Origin of the sequence: Arthrobacter sp. PvP103 (assembly GCF_017833075.1) — a bacterium.
GTDB lineage: Bacteria > Actinomycetota > Actinomycetes > Actinomycetales > Micrococcaceae > Arthrobacter.
The window spans coordinates 3,532,549-3,550,911 of the sequence record NZ_JAFIBQ010000001.1 but is presented as its reverse complement, the minus strand read 5'-3'; the positions used below and the strand labels follow the sequence as shown (position 1 = coordinate 3,550,911).

Here is an 18,363-nt window from a genome sequence, read left to right as displayed (position 1 = left end):
CATGACTTCCACAGCGACCGACGTCTCCACCGCCACCGATTTCACTGCCACGTCCGCTTCCACCGAACGCGAACTCCTGACCGCCCGGCACCTCATCAACGGCGAATGGCTGGGCCAAGCCGACACCGAGCGGTTCAACCCGGCCCGCCCGGACGAGCTCGCGGCCCTCTCCCCCAGCGGAACGGCCGCGGACGTGGACGCTGCCATTGCCGCCGCCACTGCCGCGCAGCCGGCCTGGGCCGCCCTGCCGGCACCGTCCCGCGGCGCCATCCTCATCGCCGCCGGCAACCTGCTGATCGAACGCCAGATCGTCATCGCCGAAGACCTGGTCCGCGAGGAAGGCAAGACCTTCGCGGAAGCCAAAGGCGAGGTCAAACGTGCCTCCGACGTGCTGCGCTTCTTCGGTTCCCTGGGCTGGGCCGCCACCGGCGAGGTGCTGCCCAGCGGACTGCCGGACACCACCATCACCACCCGCCGCGAGCCGCTCGGCGTCGTCGGCCTCATCACCCCGTGGAACTTCCCCATCGCCATCCCCGCGTGGAAATCCGCCCCCGCACTGATCAGCGGCAACGCCGTGGTTATTAAGCCTGCCGAGCTGACGCCGCTCTCCGCCACCCACCTCGCCCGTGCCCTGCAGGACGCGGGGCTGCCCGCCGGAGTGTTCAACGTGGTGCACGGCAAGGGCCGCGTGGTGGGCGACGCCCTGGCCCGCGACCCGCGCATCGCCGGGCTGTCCTTCACCGGTTCCACCAACGTGGGGCTGGGACTGCAGGAAATCCTGAACACCCGCCGGGCCCGCGTGCAGCTGGAAATGGGCGGCAAGAACGGCGTCCTGGTACTGGACGACGCCGATGCCCGCAAGGCCGCCAAGGTGGTGGCCGCCGGCGCGTTCGGGCTGACCGGCCAGGCCTGCACCGCAACCTCCCGCGTCTACGTCACCCCGGGCATCCGCGCCGCATTCCTTGACGCACTCACCGAGGAAGCCGCTGCGTACACCCCCGGCGACGGCATGGACGCCGCCATGGGCGCCGTGGTGAGCAGCCAGCAGTTCGCGCAGAACACCGCGGCGGTGCGTTCCGCCGTCGAACGCGGAGCAACGCTGCTGGCCGGTTCCGGCATCCTGGACGGAACGCACGACGGCGACGCGAACCGTCCGCTGTTCTTCCCGCCTGCCGTGCTCACCGGCCTGCCGTTCGACGACGCCGCCGTTACCGAGGAAATCTTCGGACCTGTGGTGACGGTGCTGGAAGTGTCTGACTATGAGACAGGGCTCGCTGCCATCAACGATTCCCGCTACGGCCTCACCGCCGGCATCTGCACGGATTCCCTGGCGCGCGCCACCGACTTCGCCGCAAGGGCCCAGGCCGGCGTGGTCAAGGTCAACCGGCCGACGGCAGGCCTGGACCTTAACGTGCCGTTCGGCGGTGTGAAGGACTCCTCCACCAACACGTTCCGCGAACAGGGGAAGTCCGCACTCGACTTCTTCACCTGGGGCAAGACCGTTTACACCGGTGTGTAGCGCGCCATGACCTACGTGATCGCGCAGCCGTGCGTGGATGTGAAGGACAAGGCCTGCATCGACGAGTGTCCGGTGGACTGCATCTACGAGGGCGAACGCTCGCTCTACATCCACCCGTCCGAGTGCGTGGACTGCGGCGCGTGCGATCCGGTGTGCCCGGTGGAAGCCATCTACTATTCCGACGACGTCCCGGACGAATGGGCGGACTACATCCGGGCCAACGTGGAGTTCTTCGAGGAGCTGGGGTCACCGCAGGGCGCCTCCGGCCTGGGCAACCTGGGCCGGGACCACCCGGTGGTGGCGGCCCGGCCGGTTTCAGTCCGCTAACCGGGCCGGTCGCCGCCGGTGGTCGAGCCTGTCGAGATCCCGGTCCACTACCAGCTCACCCCGCGGACCAGACCTGCCGGAATTTCCCGCTGGGGTCGGGGCGGGGCTGCTCATCCGTATGCTCAATCGCAACCGGTCCGGCGCCAAGGGCTGCGAAGTATTCATTCAGCCGCTCCGTGACCGCCCTCCGCACCTGGGCCGGATCGGCACCCGGCCAGGTCTCGAGCCGCACGGTCAGGTTGCCCGGTCCCGTGCGGATGGCCTGGAACCTGCGCACCCCTGGCGTCTCCTCGATGACCGTGCCAAGCGCAAGCGGCAGGACCGTGACAGTGCCACCGTCAGCGGCCCGGAACGAAACCAGGTCACCTGCGCGGCCTTCGATGCCTACTGCAGGAAAGGGACTGCCACAGGGGCACGGTTCCGGTGCCAGCGTTACCCGGTCGCCGAGGTCGTAGCGGATCAACGGCTGCACACGGTTGGCCAAGTTGGTGACGAGCACGGTGTGGGAGGTGGTGCCGGCCGGGACCGGCCGGTAGTCCGCGTCCACCGGTTCGAGGATGTACCAGTCCGTGTTGACGTGGAATGCGCCGTTCCGGCACTGGCTGGTCAGGGCCGGAACTTCGGAGGAAAGATAGCGTTCGGTGACGCGGCAGCCGAATGCCGTTTCGATCGATTCGCGTCCGGCGGCGGAGAGGTTCTCCCCGGAACAGATCGCCAGGACGGGCCGGATCCCTAGCCGCCGGGCTTTCTGTTCCGCGGCGAGTTGGATCATCGCGCTCGGATACCCGAAGAGCAGGGTCGGCTTGAAGGTGTTGAGTTCTTCGACCAGCTGCGGGAGCGGCCTCAGCACCGAGAAGATCCGGAGGCGCCGTGCAATGGCGGGGGCCCGGCGTCGGGCGTTTTCGGTCAACACGACCCCCGCGAAGTGGCCCCCGCCAGCGACGAGGGCCGCCGCCCGCAGGCCGCGGAGCAGGAAGTCCCGCACTTCCCCTGCCCTGATCAGGGTACGACGCTCCCGGATCCTGACCACGACGTTCACCGCCACCCAGGAGGACCGGTCATGGATCAGGACGGCCGGCTCACCCGAGGTGCCGGACGTCGTGACCACCAGGTACTGCCCGCGGTACAGGGTCCCCAGCCGGGAGAGGTCGGAGAGCAGTTCCGACTTCAGCTTCGCCAACGTGATGTGCGGGTCGGTCACCCAATCGTCAAAGTTCGCCATCAGCTCCCGTTTGCCGACCGGAGGCAGCTGGCCTGGGTCCGTCACTGTGTCCGGCACGTCCCGGTACAAGCGCCGATAATACGGCGACGCGGACCGGGCAAACTCCACCAGATCCGCCAGCCGGGCCTGCTGCAAGCGGCTGATCGCATCCGCGCCGCCACGCTCAGCCCGCCAGGTATCCCACGCGACTTTGAGTGTCCGTCCGGATACGCCACGCATCGGGAAGCTCCTCTCCGGATCAGTCCGCGGTCCCCTGCCCACCCTTCCACAACGGCAGGCGCCATAACAGGGGCTTGCTGCTCTGCACCGCCGAATTGCTGGACTTCCCGGCGGGTGCCAATCAGACTGGCTACATCAGCTGGCCCGGCAGGCCTGAATTACCCGCATTTTGACCGGCAGGGAATGAACAGCTGCATCAATTGGGGCTTTACCGCGATGCCTGTTCCATAACCTGAAAGGACCTGGGCCATGCCGGACTTGTCAGCATTCTTCCCGTTAATTGCCGCTCTCATCGGGGCAATTGTTGTCATCGGCTTTATCTGGGTGGCAATAAAACTGATGTGGAAAGTGGCTGAACCCAACGAGGCCCTGATCATCTCCGGCCTGACCCGCGGAACCCTTGAAACGCGGGCCGGAATGGACTTCAAGATTGTCACGGGCAAAGGTGCGCTGGTGTTTCCCGGGCTTCAGACGGTACGGACCCTGTCCCTCACGCTGAATGAAACTGAGCTCAAAGTTTCCTGTGTTACCTCGCAGGGCATCCAGGTAATTGTGGAAGGTGTGGTGATTTACAAGATCGGCGATGCCCCGCCCTTCATTGCAAATGCGGCCCGGCGTTTCCTGGGCCAGCAGCCCAAAATGGAAAGCCAGGTGTACAACGTCTTTGAAGGGCACCTGAGGTCCATCATCGGCAGCATGACCATGGAGGAGATCATCCGCGAGCGGGACAAGCTCGGTTCGCAGGTCCGCAGCGCCAGCGGTGTGGAAATGGAGAAGCTGGGTCTGGTGGTGGATTCGCTCCAGATCAAGGACCTGCAGGACCCCACCGGCTACATCCAGAACATCGCCAAGCCGCACATCGCCCAAGTGAAGATGGAAGCCCGCATCGCCGAGGCCACCAGGAACCGCGAAGCGGCCGAGAAGGAAGCGGAGGCGGCGGCGCTCATCGCCGACGCCCAGAGCGTCTCCGCCATCAGGCAGTCGGTGGCGCAGGCCAATGCCGAACGGGCGAAGGCCAACGCCGCCCAGGCCGGGCCGCTCGCGGATGCGACGGCGCGGCAGCAGGTTGTGGTCCAGGAAACCGAGGTGGCCAAGCTCGAGGCTGACCGCGAAGAGCAGAAGCTCCAGACCACCATCCGCAAGCCCGCCGACGCCAAGGCCTACGCCAAGCGCACGGACGCCGAAGGCCAGAAGGCCGCGGACATCAGCGCCGCAGAAGCGCTGGCCCGCCGCACCGAACTAGAAGCCCAGGTCAACGCCCGGCGGACGGAACTGCAGGCCCAGGCAAATGCCACGGCTGCCGCGGCCGCGGCCGGCGCCACGAAGGTCACCGGCGAGGCGGAAGCCGCAGCCACCCGGGCGCGCGGCGATGCCGCCGCCTCGGCCATCAAGGCCAAGGCACTGGCGGAGGCGGAGGGCATCAAGGCCCGCGCCGAGGCACTCGGGACCAACCAGGATGCCGTCATTTCGCAGCAGCTGGCCGAGAACATGCCGGCCATCATCGCCGCGGCGGCTGAGCCGTTCTCGCACGTGGGACAGATGACTGTGCTCAACGGCGGGGAAGGCGTCAACAAGATGCTGGGCGGGATTCTGGCCCAGGTGGGCGACTACCTTCCGGCCCTCTCTTCGGCGCTGAAGAACAGCAGGGAAGGCAAGCGGCCGGCGAAAGCCCCAGATGCGTAAGGACGTTGACCGCAGCCTCACAGGCAAGATCGGGCGGGTGACGGGGCGCATCGGCCCGGGCACCATCGGCGAAGTCATGCTGCCGTATCTTGGCGGCACCATGGCCTTCCACGCCCACCCGTTCGACAAAACCAGTGTTTTTTCCGTGGGCGAGGAGGTCCTGGTTATCTACTACGACCCGCCGCAGACCGTCTACGTGGATGAACTGCCGGAGGTGTTGAGGCACGACGGCGGGCGGTGAGCCGCGCTCCCGGCCGCCCCTTGCGTTCCGATAACCCCCTGGTCCGCTCTCTTCTACTCCGCAAGCGCCGGGGTCTGGACGGTCGGACAGCACCGGGCGTATCCTGATTTTCCATTGCCTCTGGGGGTGATCTGGATGGGCGGAATTTTCCGTGATCGGTTCCGTGGTGCCGTGCGCCCATTCGTGATTGCTGCGCTTCTCTGCGCCGCCTGGATGGTTTGGTCTGCCGGGACCGCGAATGCGGCATCCGATGATCCGGACACGCTTGGCACCCCTGTTGTGACAATCCAGGACGTTCCGGTTCCGGTCGCCGCTGTGCCGCTTCCGGTCTCCGACACAGCGGCGACGGTCGTCGACGTCGTGGACCCGGTGGTCAGCGGAACAACAGAAGTGGTGGCCAACGTGGCGGACACTGCCGCTCCGCCGGCCGCGGACATACCCCTCACGGACTCGCCGCTCGTTGACACGGTCAGTGCAACGCTCACCGGCACAGCCGACGGGGTCGTGTCGGTGGTTGATTCCCTCGCACCCGCGTTGCCGGACGTTACTGTGCCACCAGTGCCGCTTCCAGCCTTGCCTGTTCCCGCTCTGCCGGGACTGTACGTTCCACTGCCGGAGGTTCCGCTGCCGGACGTTCCGGTGCAGTTACCGGAGACGGCCGCCCCCGGACGTCCGGCCGGAACTGCCGTCCCGCCGTCGGCAGTTCTCTCGCAAGCGGCGGAACCTGTCAGCGTCGAGGCGGTCTCCCCCGCCAGCCAGGTCCGGCCCGCCGAAGTCAGCACCGCTCCGCTGCAGGTTCGCGGCGCGGTTTCACCACTGCAGTTCCTGGCGAATACGCAGGCAATGCGGGCCTTGGCCGCCACGATTGGCTACGTTGTATCGGCGGCGCCGGCACCCGCGCAGGACACGGAACTCCGTTTCGCCGGCCCCCAGAACCAGTCCGGTTCGGGGTCTACGGGCACCGGCAGCGCCGGCGCCGAGGCGTCGGCCGACGTCGCCGGGTTCTGGAACCTGCTGCACGATGCCGGACGCTGCCTGGCGCCCGACGCGGCGCTGGTCCGTGCCGCGAGCCCGTCCTTCGATCCGGGGTCTTCCCCCGACTGAGCAGGTAACCTCTGCGCATTTTCAGGCAGAGCATGCCCACCCACGCCGTCGGCGTCGGGAATCAAAACTCAGTCAGGAGAAAAGTCATGTCCTTCCACACTCAGCCCTTCAGCACCACGGCAATCGTCCGCTCCGCTCCGGCCCAGGCCCGCATCGGCAACTGGCCCGACCCCATGAAGGCCCGCATCGGCAACTGGCCCGACCCCATGGGCCGGGCAGGTGAGGCGACCAGCCACTGACGCCGGGACCGCCCGGATGCTGTCCCTTGCCTACCTGGGGGTGGCAAGGGACGGTGTCCTGGCCCGGGTGTCCGCGGCAGCAGCCTCCGGCGGCGAGTACCGCCGTCGTCGTGCTTCAACGCTGCCCGGCTGTTAACCCAACCTTCCTTTTCAGGTCATGCCCGCTCCCCCTCGGCGCAACGCGCCGCCCGCACCGTGGAGGGGTGAGGATCGCAATCGTTGCTGAATCATTCCTGCCACTGATGAACGGGGTTACGCACTCCATCCTTCGGGTGCTTGAGCATCTGCAGGAGCGGGGCGATGACGTCATGGTGATCGCCCCGTCGACACAGGACACGGAGGTCCTGGACGTAGTGCACGGCGCGTTCGTGCACCGGCTTCCGTCGGTGCCGCTGGCCGGCTACTCGAACGTGCGGGTGGCGTTGGGCGGTGTGAACCGGGTCAAGAGAATCCTTGCCGATTACGCGCCCGACGTTGTCCACCTCGCGTCCCCGTTCGTGCTCGGCTGGCGGGCGGTGCAGGCCGCTCACCAGCTGGGGATTCCCACAGTGGCCATCTACCAGACCGAGGTCCCCAGCTACGCGGCGCGCTACGGTGTGCCGTTCATGGAGAACTGGGCCTGGAACCGGGTGGAGAACATCCACCTGCTGGCGTCCCGGACGCTGGTGCCATCGACTTTCGCGCTGAACCAGTTGCGCGGCCGCGGAGTTCTGCGGGTGGACATGTGGCGGCGCGGTGTGGATACCGCGCGGTTTGCGCCGGAAAAGCGCGACGACGGGTGGCGGGCCTCCGTGGCCCCCGGCAGCGAGCGGATCATCGGCTATGTGGGCCGTCTGGCCGTTGAAAAGCAGGTGGAGGACCTGGCCGTGCTGGCCGATGTGCCGGGCACGCGGCTGGTGATCGTGGGCGACGGACCGCAGCGCGAGGCGCTGCAGGAAGCCCTGCCGAACGCCGTGTTTGCCGGGTTCCTGGGCGGTGAGCAGCTGGCCAGCGCGGTGGCGTCCTTCGACCTGTTCGTGCATCCGGGCGAGTTCGAGACCTTCTGCCAGACCATCCAGGAGGCCATGGCATCGGGCGTGCCGGTGGTGGCCACGGGACGCGGCGGCCCATTGGACCTGGTGGAGAATTCCCGCACTGGCTGGCTGTACAGGCCGGGCGACCTCGCCGGGATGCGGGCACATGTCATGGACCTGATGGGCGACGACGCCAAGCGCCGCGCGTTCGCTGCCGCAGCGCACGCTTCGGTCCAGGGGCGGACATGGCCGGCGTTGAGCGCGGAGCTGGTGCGCCATTACCGGGCTGTCATCGCCGGTGAACCGGTGGTTGAGCCTGTCGGGCGAATGCCGGTGGTTGAGCCCGTCCGACGGGTACCGGCGGTTGGGCCTGCCGAAACCAAAAGAGGAGCAACGCTGTGAAGATTTCCGTGATCGGCTGCGGGTACCTCGGTGCCGTGCACGCCGCAACGCTGGCGTCGATGGGCCATACAGTGGTGGGCATCGACGTCGACGCCGCCAAGGTGGAACAGCTGGCCCGCGGCTTCGCCCCGTTCTTCGAGCCGGGCTTGGACGAGCTCCTGCGGGACGGCCGGGCCACCGGACGGCTGACCTTCTCCGCCGACTTCGCGGCTGCGGCCGGCGCGCGGGTGCACTTCCTCTGCGTGGGCACTCCGCAGTCCAAGACATCCGACGGCGCCGACCTCAGCTACCTGGTGTCCGCCACCGAAAGCCTCCTTCCGCACCTGGACCGGGGCTCCGCCGTCGTGGGTAAGTCAACGGTGCCCGTGGGGACTGTCGACATGTTGGCGGGCATTCTGTCGGGCCGGCCTGACGTGCTGCTTGGCTGGAATCCGGAGTTCCTGCGGCAGGGCACCGCGGTAAAGGATTCGCTGGTGCCGGACCGGCTGGTTTACGGCGTGCCGGGAGGAAAGGCTGGCGCGTTTGGCCGGTCAGGCGGTGCCGCACGTGGTGTGACCGAAGCCCTGGATGCCGTGTACGGGCCGCTACTGAGCGCCGGGATTCCGCGGCTGGTGTGCAACTTTGCCACGGCGGAACTGATCAAGTCGGCGGCCAACGCGTACCTCGCCACGAAGGTCAGCTTCATCAACGCGATGGCCGAGCTGTGTGACGCATCAGGGGCCGACGTCACCGAACTGGGCGAGGCGATGGGCCTGGATCCGCGGATCGGCAGCCGGTACCTTCATGCCGGGCTGGGGTTCGGCGGTGGATGCCTGCCCAAGGACATCCGCAGTTTCCGTGCCCAGGCGGCCGCCCTCGGCGTAGGGTCCGTGGACGAGTGGATGGGCCTGGTGGATGCCATCAATCTTGACCAGCGATTGCGGACAGTGGAGATCGCCCGCGGGCTGTGTGGCGGTACTCTGTCAGGCCGGACGGTGGCGGTGCTGGGTGCGGCGTTCAAGCCGGACACGGACGACATCCGGGACTCCCCCGCCCTGGACGTCGCCCTGCAGCTGTCCGCGGCCGGCGCGCAGGTTACCGTGACGGATCCGAAGGCTGTCACCAACGCGACGATGCGGTACCCGCAGCTGCGGTTCGAGGCGTGCACGGACCGGGCGCTCGATGGCGCCGAACTGGTGCTGTTGCTGACGGAATGGGACGAATACCGTTCGTTGTCGCCGGTGGTTGCGGGGGCACTGGTACGACGCCGCACGGTGCTGGACGCGCGCAATGTCCTGGACGCCGCAGCGTGGCAGGCGGAGGGCTGGACGGTTCGCGGGCTCGGGACGGGGGCTGGGCTGATTCCTCAGCCGATCACGTAACAAGCGGTTCTTGCCTTAGCGCTCTATGATGTGCGGAGGGGAGGACATTCGATGAAGCAATTGCGGTCTCATTTTGTGTTTAAGGCGCTCTGATGGCGCCGCAGGGAAGCCGGGATCCGGGGTCCGTTTCGGGCCGGGATTACCAGGCCATCATTGATTCGCTGCCCGATGCCCTGTTGGTGCTGGCCCAGGACGGCACCGTGGTGCTCATGAATCCTTCCGCTGAGCGGGTGTTCGGTTACTCCCGGCAGGAACTCGTTGGCCATGATCATCGGATTGTTCTTGCCGAGGGCTACCGTCTGGGCTTCCAGCGGCTCTTCAAGGCCCTTCGTGCGGGCGGTCCGGAGTCCAGCTTCGGTTCGCCCTTCGAAGCGTACGGGCTCAGGAAGGACGGCACGGAGTTCAAGGGCGAGATAGCGTGCGGTCTGCTGGATATAGCCGCCGGCCTTTGCATGTCCGTGTCGGTGCGGGACATGACTCATCGCGAAGAACCCGACGACGGGTTGCGCGAGGCGATGTCCCTGCTGAGCGCCACTCTCGAATCCACGGCTGACGGCATTCTCGTTGTGGGTACGGACGGCCAGATCGCCGGTGTGAACGAGCAGTTCGTGTCCATGTGGGGTATTCCGCGCGAGCTGTTGGCAACCCATGATGACGAAGCAGTGATCAGATACGTGCTCGGGCTGCTGAAACGGCCCCAAAGTTTTCTCGACAAAGTCCGTGAACTTTACGAGCACCCCTTGGCCGAGAGCAACGACATCCTGGAATTTACCGACGGCAGGACCTTCGAGCGGTATTCGCGTCCACAGAAGGTAGCTGACAAGGTGGTGGGCCGCGTGTGGAGCTTCCGCGACGTCACCCCGCGGCTGGCTGCCCAGGACCAGGCGAAGCAGGCCCTGGCCGATCTCGCCGAGCAGGCAGAACAGCTCAAAGCGCTGGCGTTCCAGGACCCGCTGACCGGACTGGCCAACCGAAAGCTGTTCCATGACCAACTGGCTGCATCGCTCCGCGGCACCGGGCCCGGGACCGTGGACGTCCTGCTGCTGGACCTGGACGACTTCAAGGAAGTCAATGACATCCTGGGCCACCATGCCGGTGACGAGATGCTGACTGAAGTGGCGCGCAGGCTCCGTTCCTGCGTCCGTCCCGACGACACCGTTGCCCGCCTGGGCGGGGACGAGTTCGTGGTGCTGCTGACAGGTTCGCCGGAGCCTGATGCCATCGCGGAACGCATCGTCGACTCGCTGAATGTCCCCATGTGGATCGACGGGACAATGCTCCGTCCAAGCCTGAGTCTCGGATTGGCCTCGGCGGGCCCGAACGTAGCAGCGTCCGAGCTGCTCCGCCAGGCTGACGTCGCGATGTACGCAGCAAAGGCCGCAGGCAAGAACCGGTACATGAGGTTCGAACCGGAAATGATGACGGCGCTGGTACAGCGTACGGACATGGAGGCCGGCCTCCGGCTTGCCGTGGAATCCGGACAGATCACGGTCCACTACCAGCCGGTGATTTCGCCGAGGCTCGGTGAAGTGGTGCAGTTTGAAGCCTTGGCCCGGTGGAAACGGGACGGTGAGCTGGTCCCGCCCGGGCAGTTCATTCCGACGGCGGAGCGCAGCGGCCAGATTTCGGCCATCGGCATGCAGGTCATGCGGCACAGCTTCACAGAGCTGCAGCCGTGGCTCGCCGGGGATGCCACCCGCTCTGTGGCGGTCAATATTTCGGGGGTGCAGCTGAAGGACTGCAAGTTCGCCGACGGCGTCCTGCGGCTGGCAGCATCCTGCGGTGCGGATCCCCGGCAGCTGGTGCTGGAGGTGACGGAGAGCGTCTTCTTTGACCCGGACGCACATGTGATCCGGCAGCTGGACTTGCTCCGCGATGCTGGCGTGCGGGTGGCGCTGGACGATTTCGGCACCGGGTACTCGTCGCTGGGCCGGCTCCAGGAACTGCCCGTGGACGCGGTGAAGATTGACCGTTCTTTCGTGTCCATGGTGCGTACCGGCGCGGAGAAACTGCCCATCCTGAACTCGATGATCAATATGGCCCACAGCCTGGGCCTGACGGTGACAGCGGAAGGAATCGAGACCGCGGCCCAGGCCAGGCACCTGACCAACCTGCATTGCGATTCCCTGCAGGGCTACCTCTTTTCCCACCCGGAGCCCCAGTCCGGAGTGGAGCTTGCGCTGCTCCGCTCGGCAGATGCGATTGACGAGATGCAGGGACTTCGTCTCGAGGGCTGACAGGGCCCGGTGAAAAGGCCGCCTCACCTGTCGAGTCCCTCGACCACAACGATTCCGGTCAGTTCATAACAGGACCGACGCAGCGCCGCGATGTGTCCCCTGGTCTCTGCCGGCGCGCGTCAGCTTCGCTGGTTGAGCTTGTCCGTGCTGACCAGGACTTCGCTGCGGTCCCAGAGCCGCCGGGCAAGCTCGGCGTCGTAGGCCTGCTTGTTGGCTTTGGCCAGCGCCCGCTTGGCATAGTAAGCACCGGACATCCAGTCCCGCCCCGGCTTGGCGGTGGCAAGCCACACGAGCGTGTCAGCGCCTTGCTCCGGAGTGAGCATGAACCGCTTGATAATTGTCTTATAGGCGAACCGGAACCAACTGGTGGATTCTGCCGCGAAATTGGTGGCCACGCCTCCGGGATGGAATGCCGCCGTGGAAATGCCCGCGTTGTTGTACCGGTGATGCAGCTCAGTGGTGAACAAAATGTTCTCGAGCTTGGAAGTGCCGTAGGCCTTGTTGGTGGAGTACTTGCCGGCGGCCTCAAGGTCATTTATGTCCACGTATCCGAACGCGTTCGCCGCGCTCGACGTATTTATCACTGTCGCATTGCTTGCCGTCAGGACATCCATCAGCTCCGTGGTGAGGAGGAAGGGCGCCAGGTGGTTTACCTGGAACGTCTTTTCGTGGCCGTCCACCGTCAGCTCGCGCTTGCCCATGATGCCGCCGGCATTGTTGGCCAGGACGTCAATCCGTGGGTACTTCTCCTTCAGCTGGACCACCAGCGCACGCACTTGGGAGAGGTCAGCGAAATCGCTGACGAAGTAGTCAGCGCCGATCTCCTGCGCCACGGCTCGGGTCTTTTCCGCAGAACGCCCGACGACGACCACCTGCTCCCCTGCCTTGGCCAGCGTCCGCGCGGCGGAAGCTCCGATGCCGTCGCTAGCCCCGGTAATGACGATGGTGCGTGCAGCCATGAAGTATCTCCCAATCGATGATGGACTTGCCGATACCCGGCGTCCCAAACCCAGTGAGTACAACGACGGCGGCACAGGTGGTGTTCCGCCCCTTGGCGACGCTCTGCCGGTTGTGGCGGGTTATGGGCGGACGCTCTGCCGGTTGTGGCGGGTTGTTGGCGGACGCTCTGCCGGTTCCCGGGGTTTTGGTGGTTAACGTGGGAGAGCCCCGACCAGTTGCCTGGTTGGGGCTCTCGACCTGAATGATGTTCCGGCGGTGACCTACTCTCCCACACCCTCCCGGGTGCAGTACCATCGGCGCTGTGGGTCTTAGCTTCCGGGTTCGGAATGGGACCGGGCGTTTCCCCCACGCTATGACCGCCGTAACCCTTTTACCCGGACCCCCGGTGCGGGGGTTGGGAAAATTAGTGGTTACAACATGCTCCTGCCGCTCAGGGCAGGTGTGGTGTTGTTATGTTGTTGTGTTTGTTCCTCAAGCAACGGGTTTGTTGTTTGGGAACCACATAGTGGACGCAAGCAGTCTTGTTTTTCTTTGTACCCTTTCCATGGTGTGAACGTCTTTTGAATCCGTTCACGAAAAGGGTGTGTGGTGTAAGTTATCGGCCTATTAGTACCGGTCAGCTTCACGAGTCGTTAGTCCTCGCTTCCACATCCGGCCTATCAACCCAGTGGTCTGGCTGGGGGCCTCTCACACACAAGGTGTATGGAAATCTCATCTCGAAGCGAGCTTCCCGCTTAGATGCTTTCAGCGGTTATCCCATCCGAACGTAGCTAATCAGCGGTGCACTTGGCAGTACAACTGACACACCAGAGGTTCGTCCGTCCCGGTCCTCTCGTACTAAGGACAGCCCTTCTCAAATTTCCTGCGCGCGCAGCGGATAGGGACCGAACTGTCTCACGACGTTCTAAACCCAGCTCGCGTACCGCTTTAATGGGCGAACAGCCCAACCCTTGGGACCTACTCCAGCCCCAGGATGCGACGAGCCGACATCGAGGTGCCAAACCATGCCGTCGATATGGACTCTTGGGCAAGATCAGCCTGTTATCCCCGAGGTACCTTTTATCCGTTGAGCGACGGCCATTCCACAATGTACCGCCGGATCACTAGTCCCGACTTTCGTCCCTGCTCGAGATGTCTCTCTCACAGTCAAGCTCCCTTGTGCACTTACACTCGACACCTGATTGCCAACCAGGCTGAGGGAACCTTTGGGCGCCTCCGTTACTTTTTAGGAGGCAACCGCCCCAGTTAAACTACCCATCAGGCACTGTCCCTGACCCGGATTACGGGCCGAAGTTAGATGTCCAAAGTGACCAGAGTGGTATTTCAACGATGACTCCACCCGAACTGGCGTCCGGGCTTCAACGTCTCCCACCTATCCTACACAAGCCACTCCGAACACCAATACCAAACTATAGTAAAGGTCTCGGGGTCTTTCCGTCCTGCTGCGCGTAACGAGCATCTTTACTCGTACTGCAATTTCGCCGAGTTTATGGTTGAGACAGCGGGGAAGTCGTTACTCCATTCGTGCAGGTCGGAACTTACCCGACAAGGAATTTCGCTACCTTAGGATGGTTATAGTTACCACCGCCGTTTACTGGGGCTTAAATTCTCAGCTTCGCCTTGCGGCTAACCGGTCCTCTTAACCTTCCAGCACCGGGCAGGAGTCAGTCCGTATACATCGTCTTGCGACTTCGCACGGACCTGTGTTTTTAGTAAACAGTCGCTTCCCCCTGGTCTCTGCGGCCCCGATCCCCTCCGGACAGCAAGTGTCCATCAAGGTTGGGGCCCCCCTTCTCCCGAAGTTACGGGGGCATTTTGCCGAGTTCCTTAACCATAATTCTCTCGATCGCCTTAGTATTCTCTACCTGATCACCTGTGTCGGTTTGGGGTACGGGCGGCTAAAACCTCGCGTCGATGCTTTTCTAGGCAGCATAGGATCACCGAATCCCCCCCTAAAGGGGTCCCGTCAGGTCTCAGGCATCATGAACGGCGGATTTGCCTACCGTTCGCCCTACATCCTTGGACCGGGACAACCATCGCCCGGCTCGGCTACCTTCCTGCGTCACACCTGTTAATACGCTTACCTCCCAGGATCAGGTCCCGCGCTCCACCAAAACCCTCACACCACAAGGGTGATCGGGCAGGTCTCGGGCGGTTAGTATCCCCTGTTCAGCATGGGCGGTTTTTCGCCGGTACGGGAATATCAACCCGTTGTCCATCGACTACGCCTGTCGGCCTCGCCTTAGGTCCCGACTTACCCAGGGCAGATTAGCTTGACCCTGGAACCCTTGATCATTCGGCGGACGGGTTTCTCACCCGTCTTTCGCTACTCATGCCTGCATTCTCACTCGTGTAGGCTCCACCGCTGGTTTACACCGCGACTTCACTGCCCACACGACGCTCCCCTACCCATCCACACTCCTGAACCAACCCCACAAAGGAGGCGGCTTGGATAAAATGTGAATGCCACAACTTCGGCGGTGTACTTGAGCCCCGCTACATTGTCGGCGCGGAATCACTTGACCAGTGAGCTATTACGCACTCTTTTAAGGATGGCTGCTTCTAAGCCAACCTCCTGGTTGTCTTCGCAACTCCACATCCTTTCCCACTTAGCACACGCTTAGGGGCCTTAGTTGGTGGTCTGGGCTGTTTCCCTCTCGACTATGAAGCTTATCCCCCACAGTCTCACTGCTGCGCTCTCACTTACCGGCATTCGGAGTTTGGCTGACGTCAGTAACCTTGTAGGGCCCATTAGCCATCCAGTAGCTCTACCTCCGGTAAGAAACACGCAACGCTGCACCTAAATGCATTTCGGGGAGAACCAGCTATCACGAAGTTTGATTGGCCTTTCACCCCTACCCACAGCTCATCCCCTCCATTTTCAACTGAAGTGGGTTCGGTCCTCCACGACGTCTTACCGTCGCTTCAACCTGGCCATGGGTAGATCACTTCGCTTCGGGTCTAGATCACGCCACTGCAACGCCCTATTCAGACTCGCTTTCGCTACGGCTTCCCCACACGGGTTAACCTCGCGACGTAACACTAACTCGCAGGCTCATTCTTCAAAAGGCACGCCGTCACCAGAATCAGACTGGCTCCGACGGATTGTAAGCACACGGTTTCAGGTACTGTTTCACTCCCCTCCCGGGGTACTTTTCACCTTTCCCTCACGGTACTGGTCCGCTATCGGTCATTAGGGAGTATTTAGGCTTATCAGGTGGTCCTGACAGATTCACACGGGATTTCTCGGGCCCCGTGCTACTTGGGATACTCTCCAGGCGGTACACAACATTACGGTTACGGGGCTCACACCCTCTCTGGCCGGCCTTTCAAGACCGTTCACCTATGCCTGCACATCACACCTCACCAGTCCGGCAGAACTGATACGGAAAGTCCCACAACCCCGACCATGCAACGCCCGCCGGCTATCACACATGGAACGGTTTAGCCTGATCCGCGTTCGCTCGCCACTACTAACGGAATCACTATTGTTTTCTCTTCCTGCGGGTACTGAGATGTTTCACTTCCCCGCGTTCCCTCCACGCACCCTATGTGTTCAGATGCGGGTCACCAGGCAACTCGCGTCCCTGGCGGGGTTTCCCCATTCGGACACCCTGGGATCACAGTCCGGTTATCGACTCCCCCAGGCTTATCGCAGATTCCTACGTCCTTCTTCGGCTCCTAATGCCAAGGCATCCACCGTGTGCTCTTAAAAACTTGACCACAAAAGATCAAAAACGCTAATTTTCGAGAGAACCACAGAAACCACCGCTCCATCCCGAAAGACAGAACAACAGATCCAGGTTCATATTCTTGGAAATTGCTTCTTATAAAAGATGCTCGCGTCCACTATGTAGTTCTCAAACAACAACCCCGTACCACACACCCCACACACACAAACATGCATGATCGGTGCAGCCAGGAAACCAGAAACAAACAAACCCACACCACAACCGCATCCCCGCAAAGGAAACCCGGCCACGCCATGGCCCTGTTGCCTCAGGACCCAACAGTGTGCCAAACACTAAACCGGAACCCCTCCCCCCGAACCCTTCCAGGACACCCTCCACACGTGAAGAACATCCGTACTAAGTCAGGAAAAAGAACCACCGGCCGCTATTTGCTGATATTCCACCCGTGAGCACCCGCCGCAGAACTTACGTCTGCGCAACGGGCGTACTCCTGACAACACCACCACACCCGCATACACGGGGCAGGGTTGTTGTAGGTGCTCCTTAGAAAGGAGGTGATCCAGCCGCACCTTCCGGTACGGCTACCTTGTTACGACTTAGTCCCAATCGCCAGTCCCACCTTCGACAGCTCCCTCCCACAAGGGGTTAGGCCACCGGCTTCGGGTGTTACCAACTTTCGTGACTTGACGGGCGGTGTGTACAAGGCCCGGGAACGTATTCACCGCAGCGTTGCTGATCTGCGATTACTAGCGACTCCGACTTCATGGGGTCGAGTTGCAGACCCCAATCCGAACTGAGACCGGCTTTTTGGGATTAGCTCCACCTCACAGTATCGCAACCCTTTGTACCGGCCATTGTAGCATGCGTGAAGCCCAAGACATAAGGGGCATGATGATTTGACGTCGTCCCCACCTTCCTCCGAGTTGACCCCGGCAGTCTCCCATGAGTCCCCGCCATTACGCGCTGGCAACATGGAACGAGGGTTGCGCTCGTTGCGGGACTTAACCCAACATCTCACGACACGAGCTGACGACAACCATGCACCACCTGTGAACCGGCCCCAAAGGGGAAGGACTGTTTCCAGCCCGGTCCGGCCCATGTCAAGCCTTGGTAAGGTTCTTCGCGTTGCATCGAATTAATCCGCATGCTCCGCCGCTTGTGCGGGCCCCCGTCAATTCCTTTGAGTTTTAGCCTTGCGGCCGTACTCCCCAGGCGGGGCACTTAATGCGTTAGCTACGGCGCGGAAAACGTGGAATGTCCCCCACACCTAGTGCCCAACGTTTACGGCATGGACTACCAGGGTATCTAATCCTGTTCGCTCCCCATGCTTTCGCTCCTCAGCGTCAGTTAATGCCCAGAGACCTGCCTTCGCCATCGGTGTTCCTCCTGATATCTGCGCATTTCACCGCTACACCAGGAATTCCAGTCTCCCCTACATCACTCTAGTCTGCCCGTACCCACCGCAGATCCGGAGTTGAGCCCCGGACTTTCACGGCAGACGCGACAAACCGCCTACGAGCTCTTTACGCCCAATAATTCCGGATAACGCTTGCGCCCTACGTATTACCGCGGCTGCTGGCACGTAGTTAGCCGGCGCTTCTTCTGCAGGTACCGTCACTTTCGCTTCTTCCCTACTGAAAGAGGTTTACAACCCGAAGGCCGTCATCCCTCACGCGGCGTCGCTGCATCAGGCTTTCGCCCATTGTGCAATATTCCCCACTGCTGCCTCCCGTAGGAGTCTGGGCCGTGTCTCAGTCCCAGTGTGGCCGGTCACCCTCTCAGGCCGGCTACCCGTCGTCGCCTTGGTGAGCCATTACCTCACCAACAAGCTGATAGGCCGCGAGTCCATCCAAAACCACAAAAAGCTTTCCACCCCCCACCATGCGATGAGGAGTCATATCCGGTATTAGACCCAGTTTCCCAAGCTTATCCCAGAGTTAAGGGCAGGTTACTCACGTGTTACTCACCCGTTCGCCACTAATCCCCCAGCAAGCTGGGATCATCGTTCGACTTGCATGTGTTAAGCACGCCGCCAGCGTTCATCCTGAGCCAGGATCAAACTCTCCGTTGAAGTAAAACAAAAACAGACACAACCACCACCCCCGGGAAAACGGAAGAAAGCGGCTGCACAAAATTTGAAACCA

12 protein-coding genes and 3 rRNA genes are annotated in these 18,363 nt (G+C 63.0%); 10 read left to right on the top strand and 5 right to left on the bottom strand.

The window, feature by feature from the left end:
* The first annotated feature begins 1 nt into the window (after position 1).
* Together JOE41_RS16390 and fdxA are read left to right on the top strand one after the other, a co-directional pair.
* A complete protein-coding gene (locus JOE41_RS16390) occupies positions 2-1,519 on the top strand; it encodes an aldehyde dehydrogenase family protein (protein WP_209752982.1) in 1,518 nt (505 codons plus the stop codon).
* Between the two features lie 6 nt (positions 1,520-1,525).
* The gene (gene fdxA / locus JOE41_RS16385) at positions 1,526-1,846 is read left to right on the top strand and encodes a ferredoxin (RefSeq protein ID WP_011690936.1); all 321 of its coding nucleotides are present in this window, start codon (positions 1,526-1,528) and stop codon (positions 1,844-1,846) included.
* Positions 1,847-1,901: 55 nt separating this feature from the next.
* Here fdxA and JOE41_RS16380 read toward each other — a convergent pair whose 3' ends face one another.
* Positions 1,902-3,287, bottom strand: a complete 1,386-nt coding sequence (locus JOE41_RS16380; RefSeq protein WP_209752981.1) for a phenylacetate--CoA ligase family protein — start codon at positions 3,285-3,287, stop codon at positions 1,902-1,904.
* A 249-nt stretch (positions 3,288-3,536) separates the two neighbouring features.
* Here JOE41_RS16380 and JOE41_RS16375 point away from each other — a divergent pair, with 249 nt between their 5' ends.
* The 8 genes from JOE41_RS16375 (at position 3,537) to JOE41_RS16340 (ending at position 11,567) form a co-directional block, all read left to right on the top strand.
* Positions 3,537-4,970 (top strand): flotillin family protein, encoded by a 1,434-nt coding sequence (locus JOE41_RS16375; protein WP_011690934.1) that lies wholly within the window; start codon positions 3,537-3,539, stop codon positions 4,968-4,970.
* Complete coding sequence (locus JOE41_RS16370; RefSeq protein ID WP_011690933.1) at positions 4,963-5,211, top strand: hypothetical protein; 249 nt, start codon at positions 4,963-4,965, stop codon at positions 5,209-5,211. Before JOE41_RS16375 ends, JOE41_RS16370 begins: the two co-directional genes overlap by 8 nt.
* Before the next feature lie 279 nt (positions 5,212-5,490).
* A complete protein-coding gene (locus JOE41_RS16365; RefSeq protein WP_209752980.1) occupies positions 5,491-6,315 on the top strand; it encodes a hypothetical protein in 825 nt (274 codons plus the stop codon).
* A gap of 86 nt (positions 6,316-6,401) precedes the next feature.
* Positions 6,402-6,554 (top strand): hypothetical protein, encoded by a 153-nt coding sequence (locus JOE41_RS16360; RefSeq protein ID WP_156810626.1) that lies wholly within the window; start codon positions 6,402-6,404, stop codon positions 6,552-6,554.
* A complete protein-coding gene (locus JOE41_RS16355; protein ID WP_209752979.1) occupies positions 6,535-6,690 on the top strand; it encodes a hypothetical protein in 156 nt (51 codons plus the stop codon). The genes JOE41_RS16360 and JOE41_RS16355 overlap by 20 nt, the downstream gene beginning before the upstream one ends.
* Before the next feature lie 67 nt (positions 6,691-6,757).
* Complete coding sequence (locus tag JOE41_RS16350) at positions 6,758-7,969, top strand: glycosyltransferase family 1 protein (protein ID WP_307800713.1); 1,212 nt, start codon at positions 6,758-6,760, stop codon at positions 7,967-7,969.
* Positions 7,966-9,330 carry a UDP-glucose/GDP-mannose dehydrogenase family protein gene (locus JOE41_RS16345; protein ID WP_209752978.1) on the top strand — a complete coding sequence of 455 codons (1,365 nt, stop codon included), beginning with the start codon at positions 7,966-7,968 and terminating at the stop codon, positions 9,328-9,330. The genes JOE41_RS16350 and JOE41_RS16345 overlap by 4 nt, the downstream gene beginning before the upstream one ends.
* Positions 9,331-9,422: 92 nt before the next feature.
* Positions 9,423-11,567: a bifunctional diguanylate cyclase/phosphodiesterase gene (locus JOE41_RS16340; RefSeq protein ID WP_209752977.1), complete on the top strand. Its 2,145-nt coding sequence runs from the start codon at positions 9,423-9,425 to the stop codon at positions 11,565-11,567.
* Positions 11,568-11,686: 119 nt separating this feature from the next.
* Here JOE41_RS16340 and JOE41_RS16335 read toward each other — a convergent pair whose 3' ends face one another.
* From JOE41_RS16335 to JOE41_RS16320, 4 genes are all read right to left on the bottom strand, one after another.
* Positions 11,687-12,526 carry an SDR family NAD(P)-dependent oxidoreductase gene (locus tag JOE41_RS16335; protein ID WP_209752976.1) on the bottom strand — a complete coding sequence of 280 codons (840 nt, stop codon included), beginning with the start codon at positions 12,524-12,526 and terminating at the stop codon, positions 11,687-11,689.
* A 248-nt stretch (positions 12,527-12,774) separates the two neighbouring features.
* Positions 12,775-12,891, bottom strand: a 5S ribosomal RNA gene (gene rrf / locus JOE41_RS16330).
* 221 nt (positions 12,892-13,112) lie between these two features.
* Positions 13,113-16,250 (bottom strand): 23S ribosomal RNA (locus tag JOE41_RS16325).
* A gap of 516 nt (positions 16,251-16,766) precedes the next feature.
* Positions 16,767-18,290, bottom strand: a 16S ribosomal RNA gene (locus JOE41_RS16320).
* The 16S, 23S and 5S rRNA genes sit together here, the layout of an rRNA operon.
* Positions 18,291-18,363: the final 73 nt, after the last annotated feature.

Excerpts from the sequence above, each read along its gene's own strand:
- JOE41_RS16390 (WP_209752982.1), top strand. The coding sequence starts at position 2 with ATGACTTCCACAGCGACCGACGTCTCCACCGCCACCGATTTCACTGCC.
- fdxA (WP_011690936.1), top strand. The coding sequence starts at position 1,526 with ATGACCTACGTGATCGCGCAGCCGTGCGTGGATGTGAAGGACAAGGCC.
- JOE41_RS16380 (WP_209752981.1), bottom strand. The coding sequence starts at position 3,287 with ATGCGTGGCGTATCCGGACGGACACTCAAAGTCGCGTGGGATACCTGG.
- JOE41_RS16375 (WP_011690934.1), top strand. The coding sequence starts at position 3,537 with ATGCCGGACTTGTCAGCATTCTTCCCGTTAATTGCCGCTCTCATCGGG.
- JOE41_RS16370 (WP_011690933.1), top strand. The coding sequence starts at position 4,963 with ATGCGTAAGGACGTTGACCGCAGCCTCACAGGCAAGATCGGGCGGGTG.
- JOE41_RS16360 (WP_156810626.1), top strand. The coding sequence starts at position 6,402 with ATGTCCTTCCACACTCAGCCCTTCAGCACCACGGCAATCGTCCGCTCC.
- JOE41_RS16340 (WP_209752977.1), top strand. The coding sequence starts at position 9,423 with ATGGCGCCGCAGGGAAGCCGGGATCCGGGGTCCGTTTCGGGCCGGGAT.
- JOE41_RS16335 (WP_209752976.1), bottom strand. The coding sequence starts at position 12,526 with ATGGCTGCACGCACCATCGTCATTACCGGGGCTAGCGACGGCATCGGA.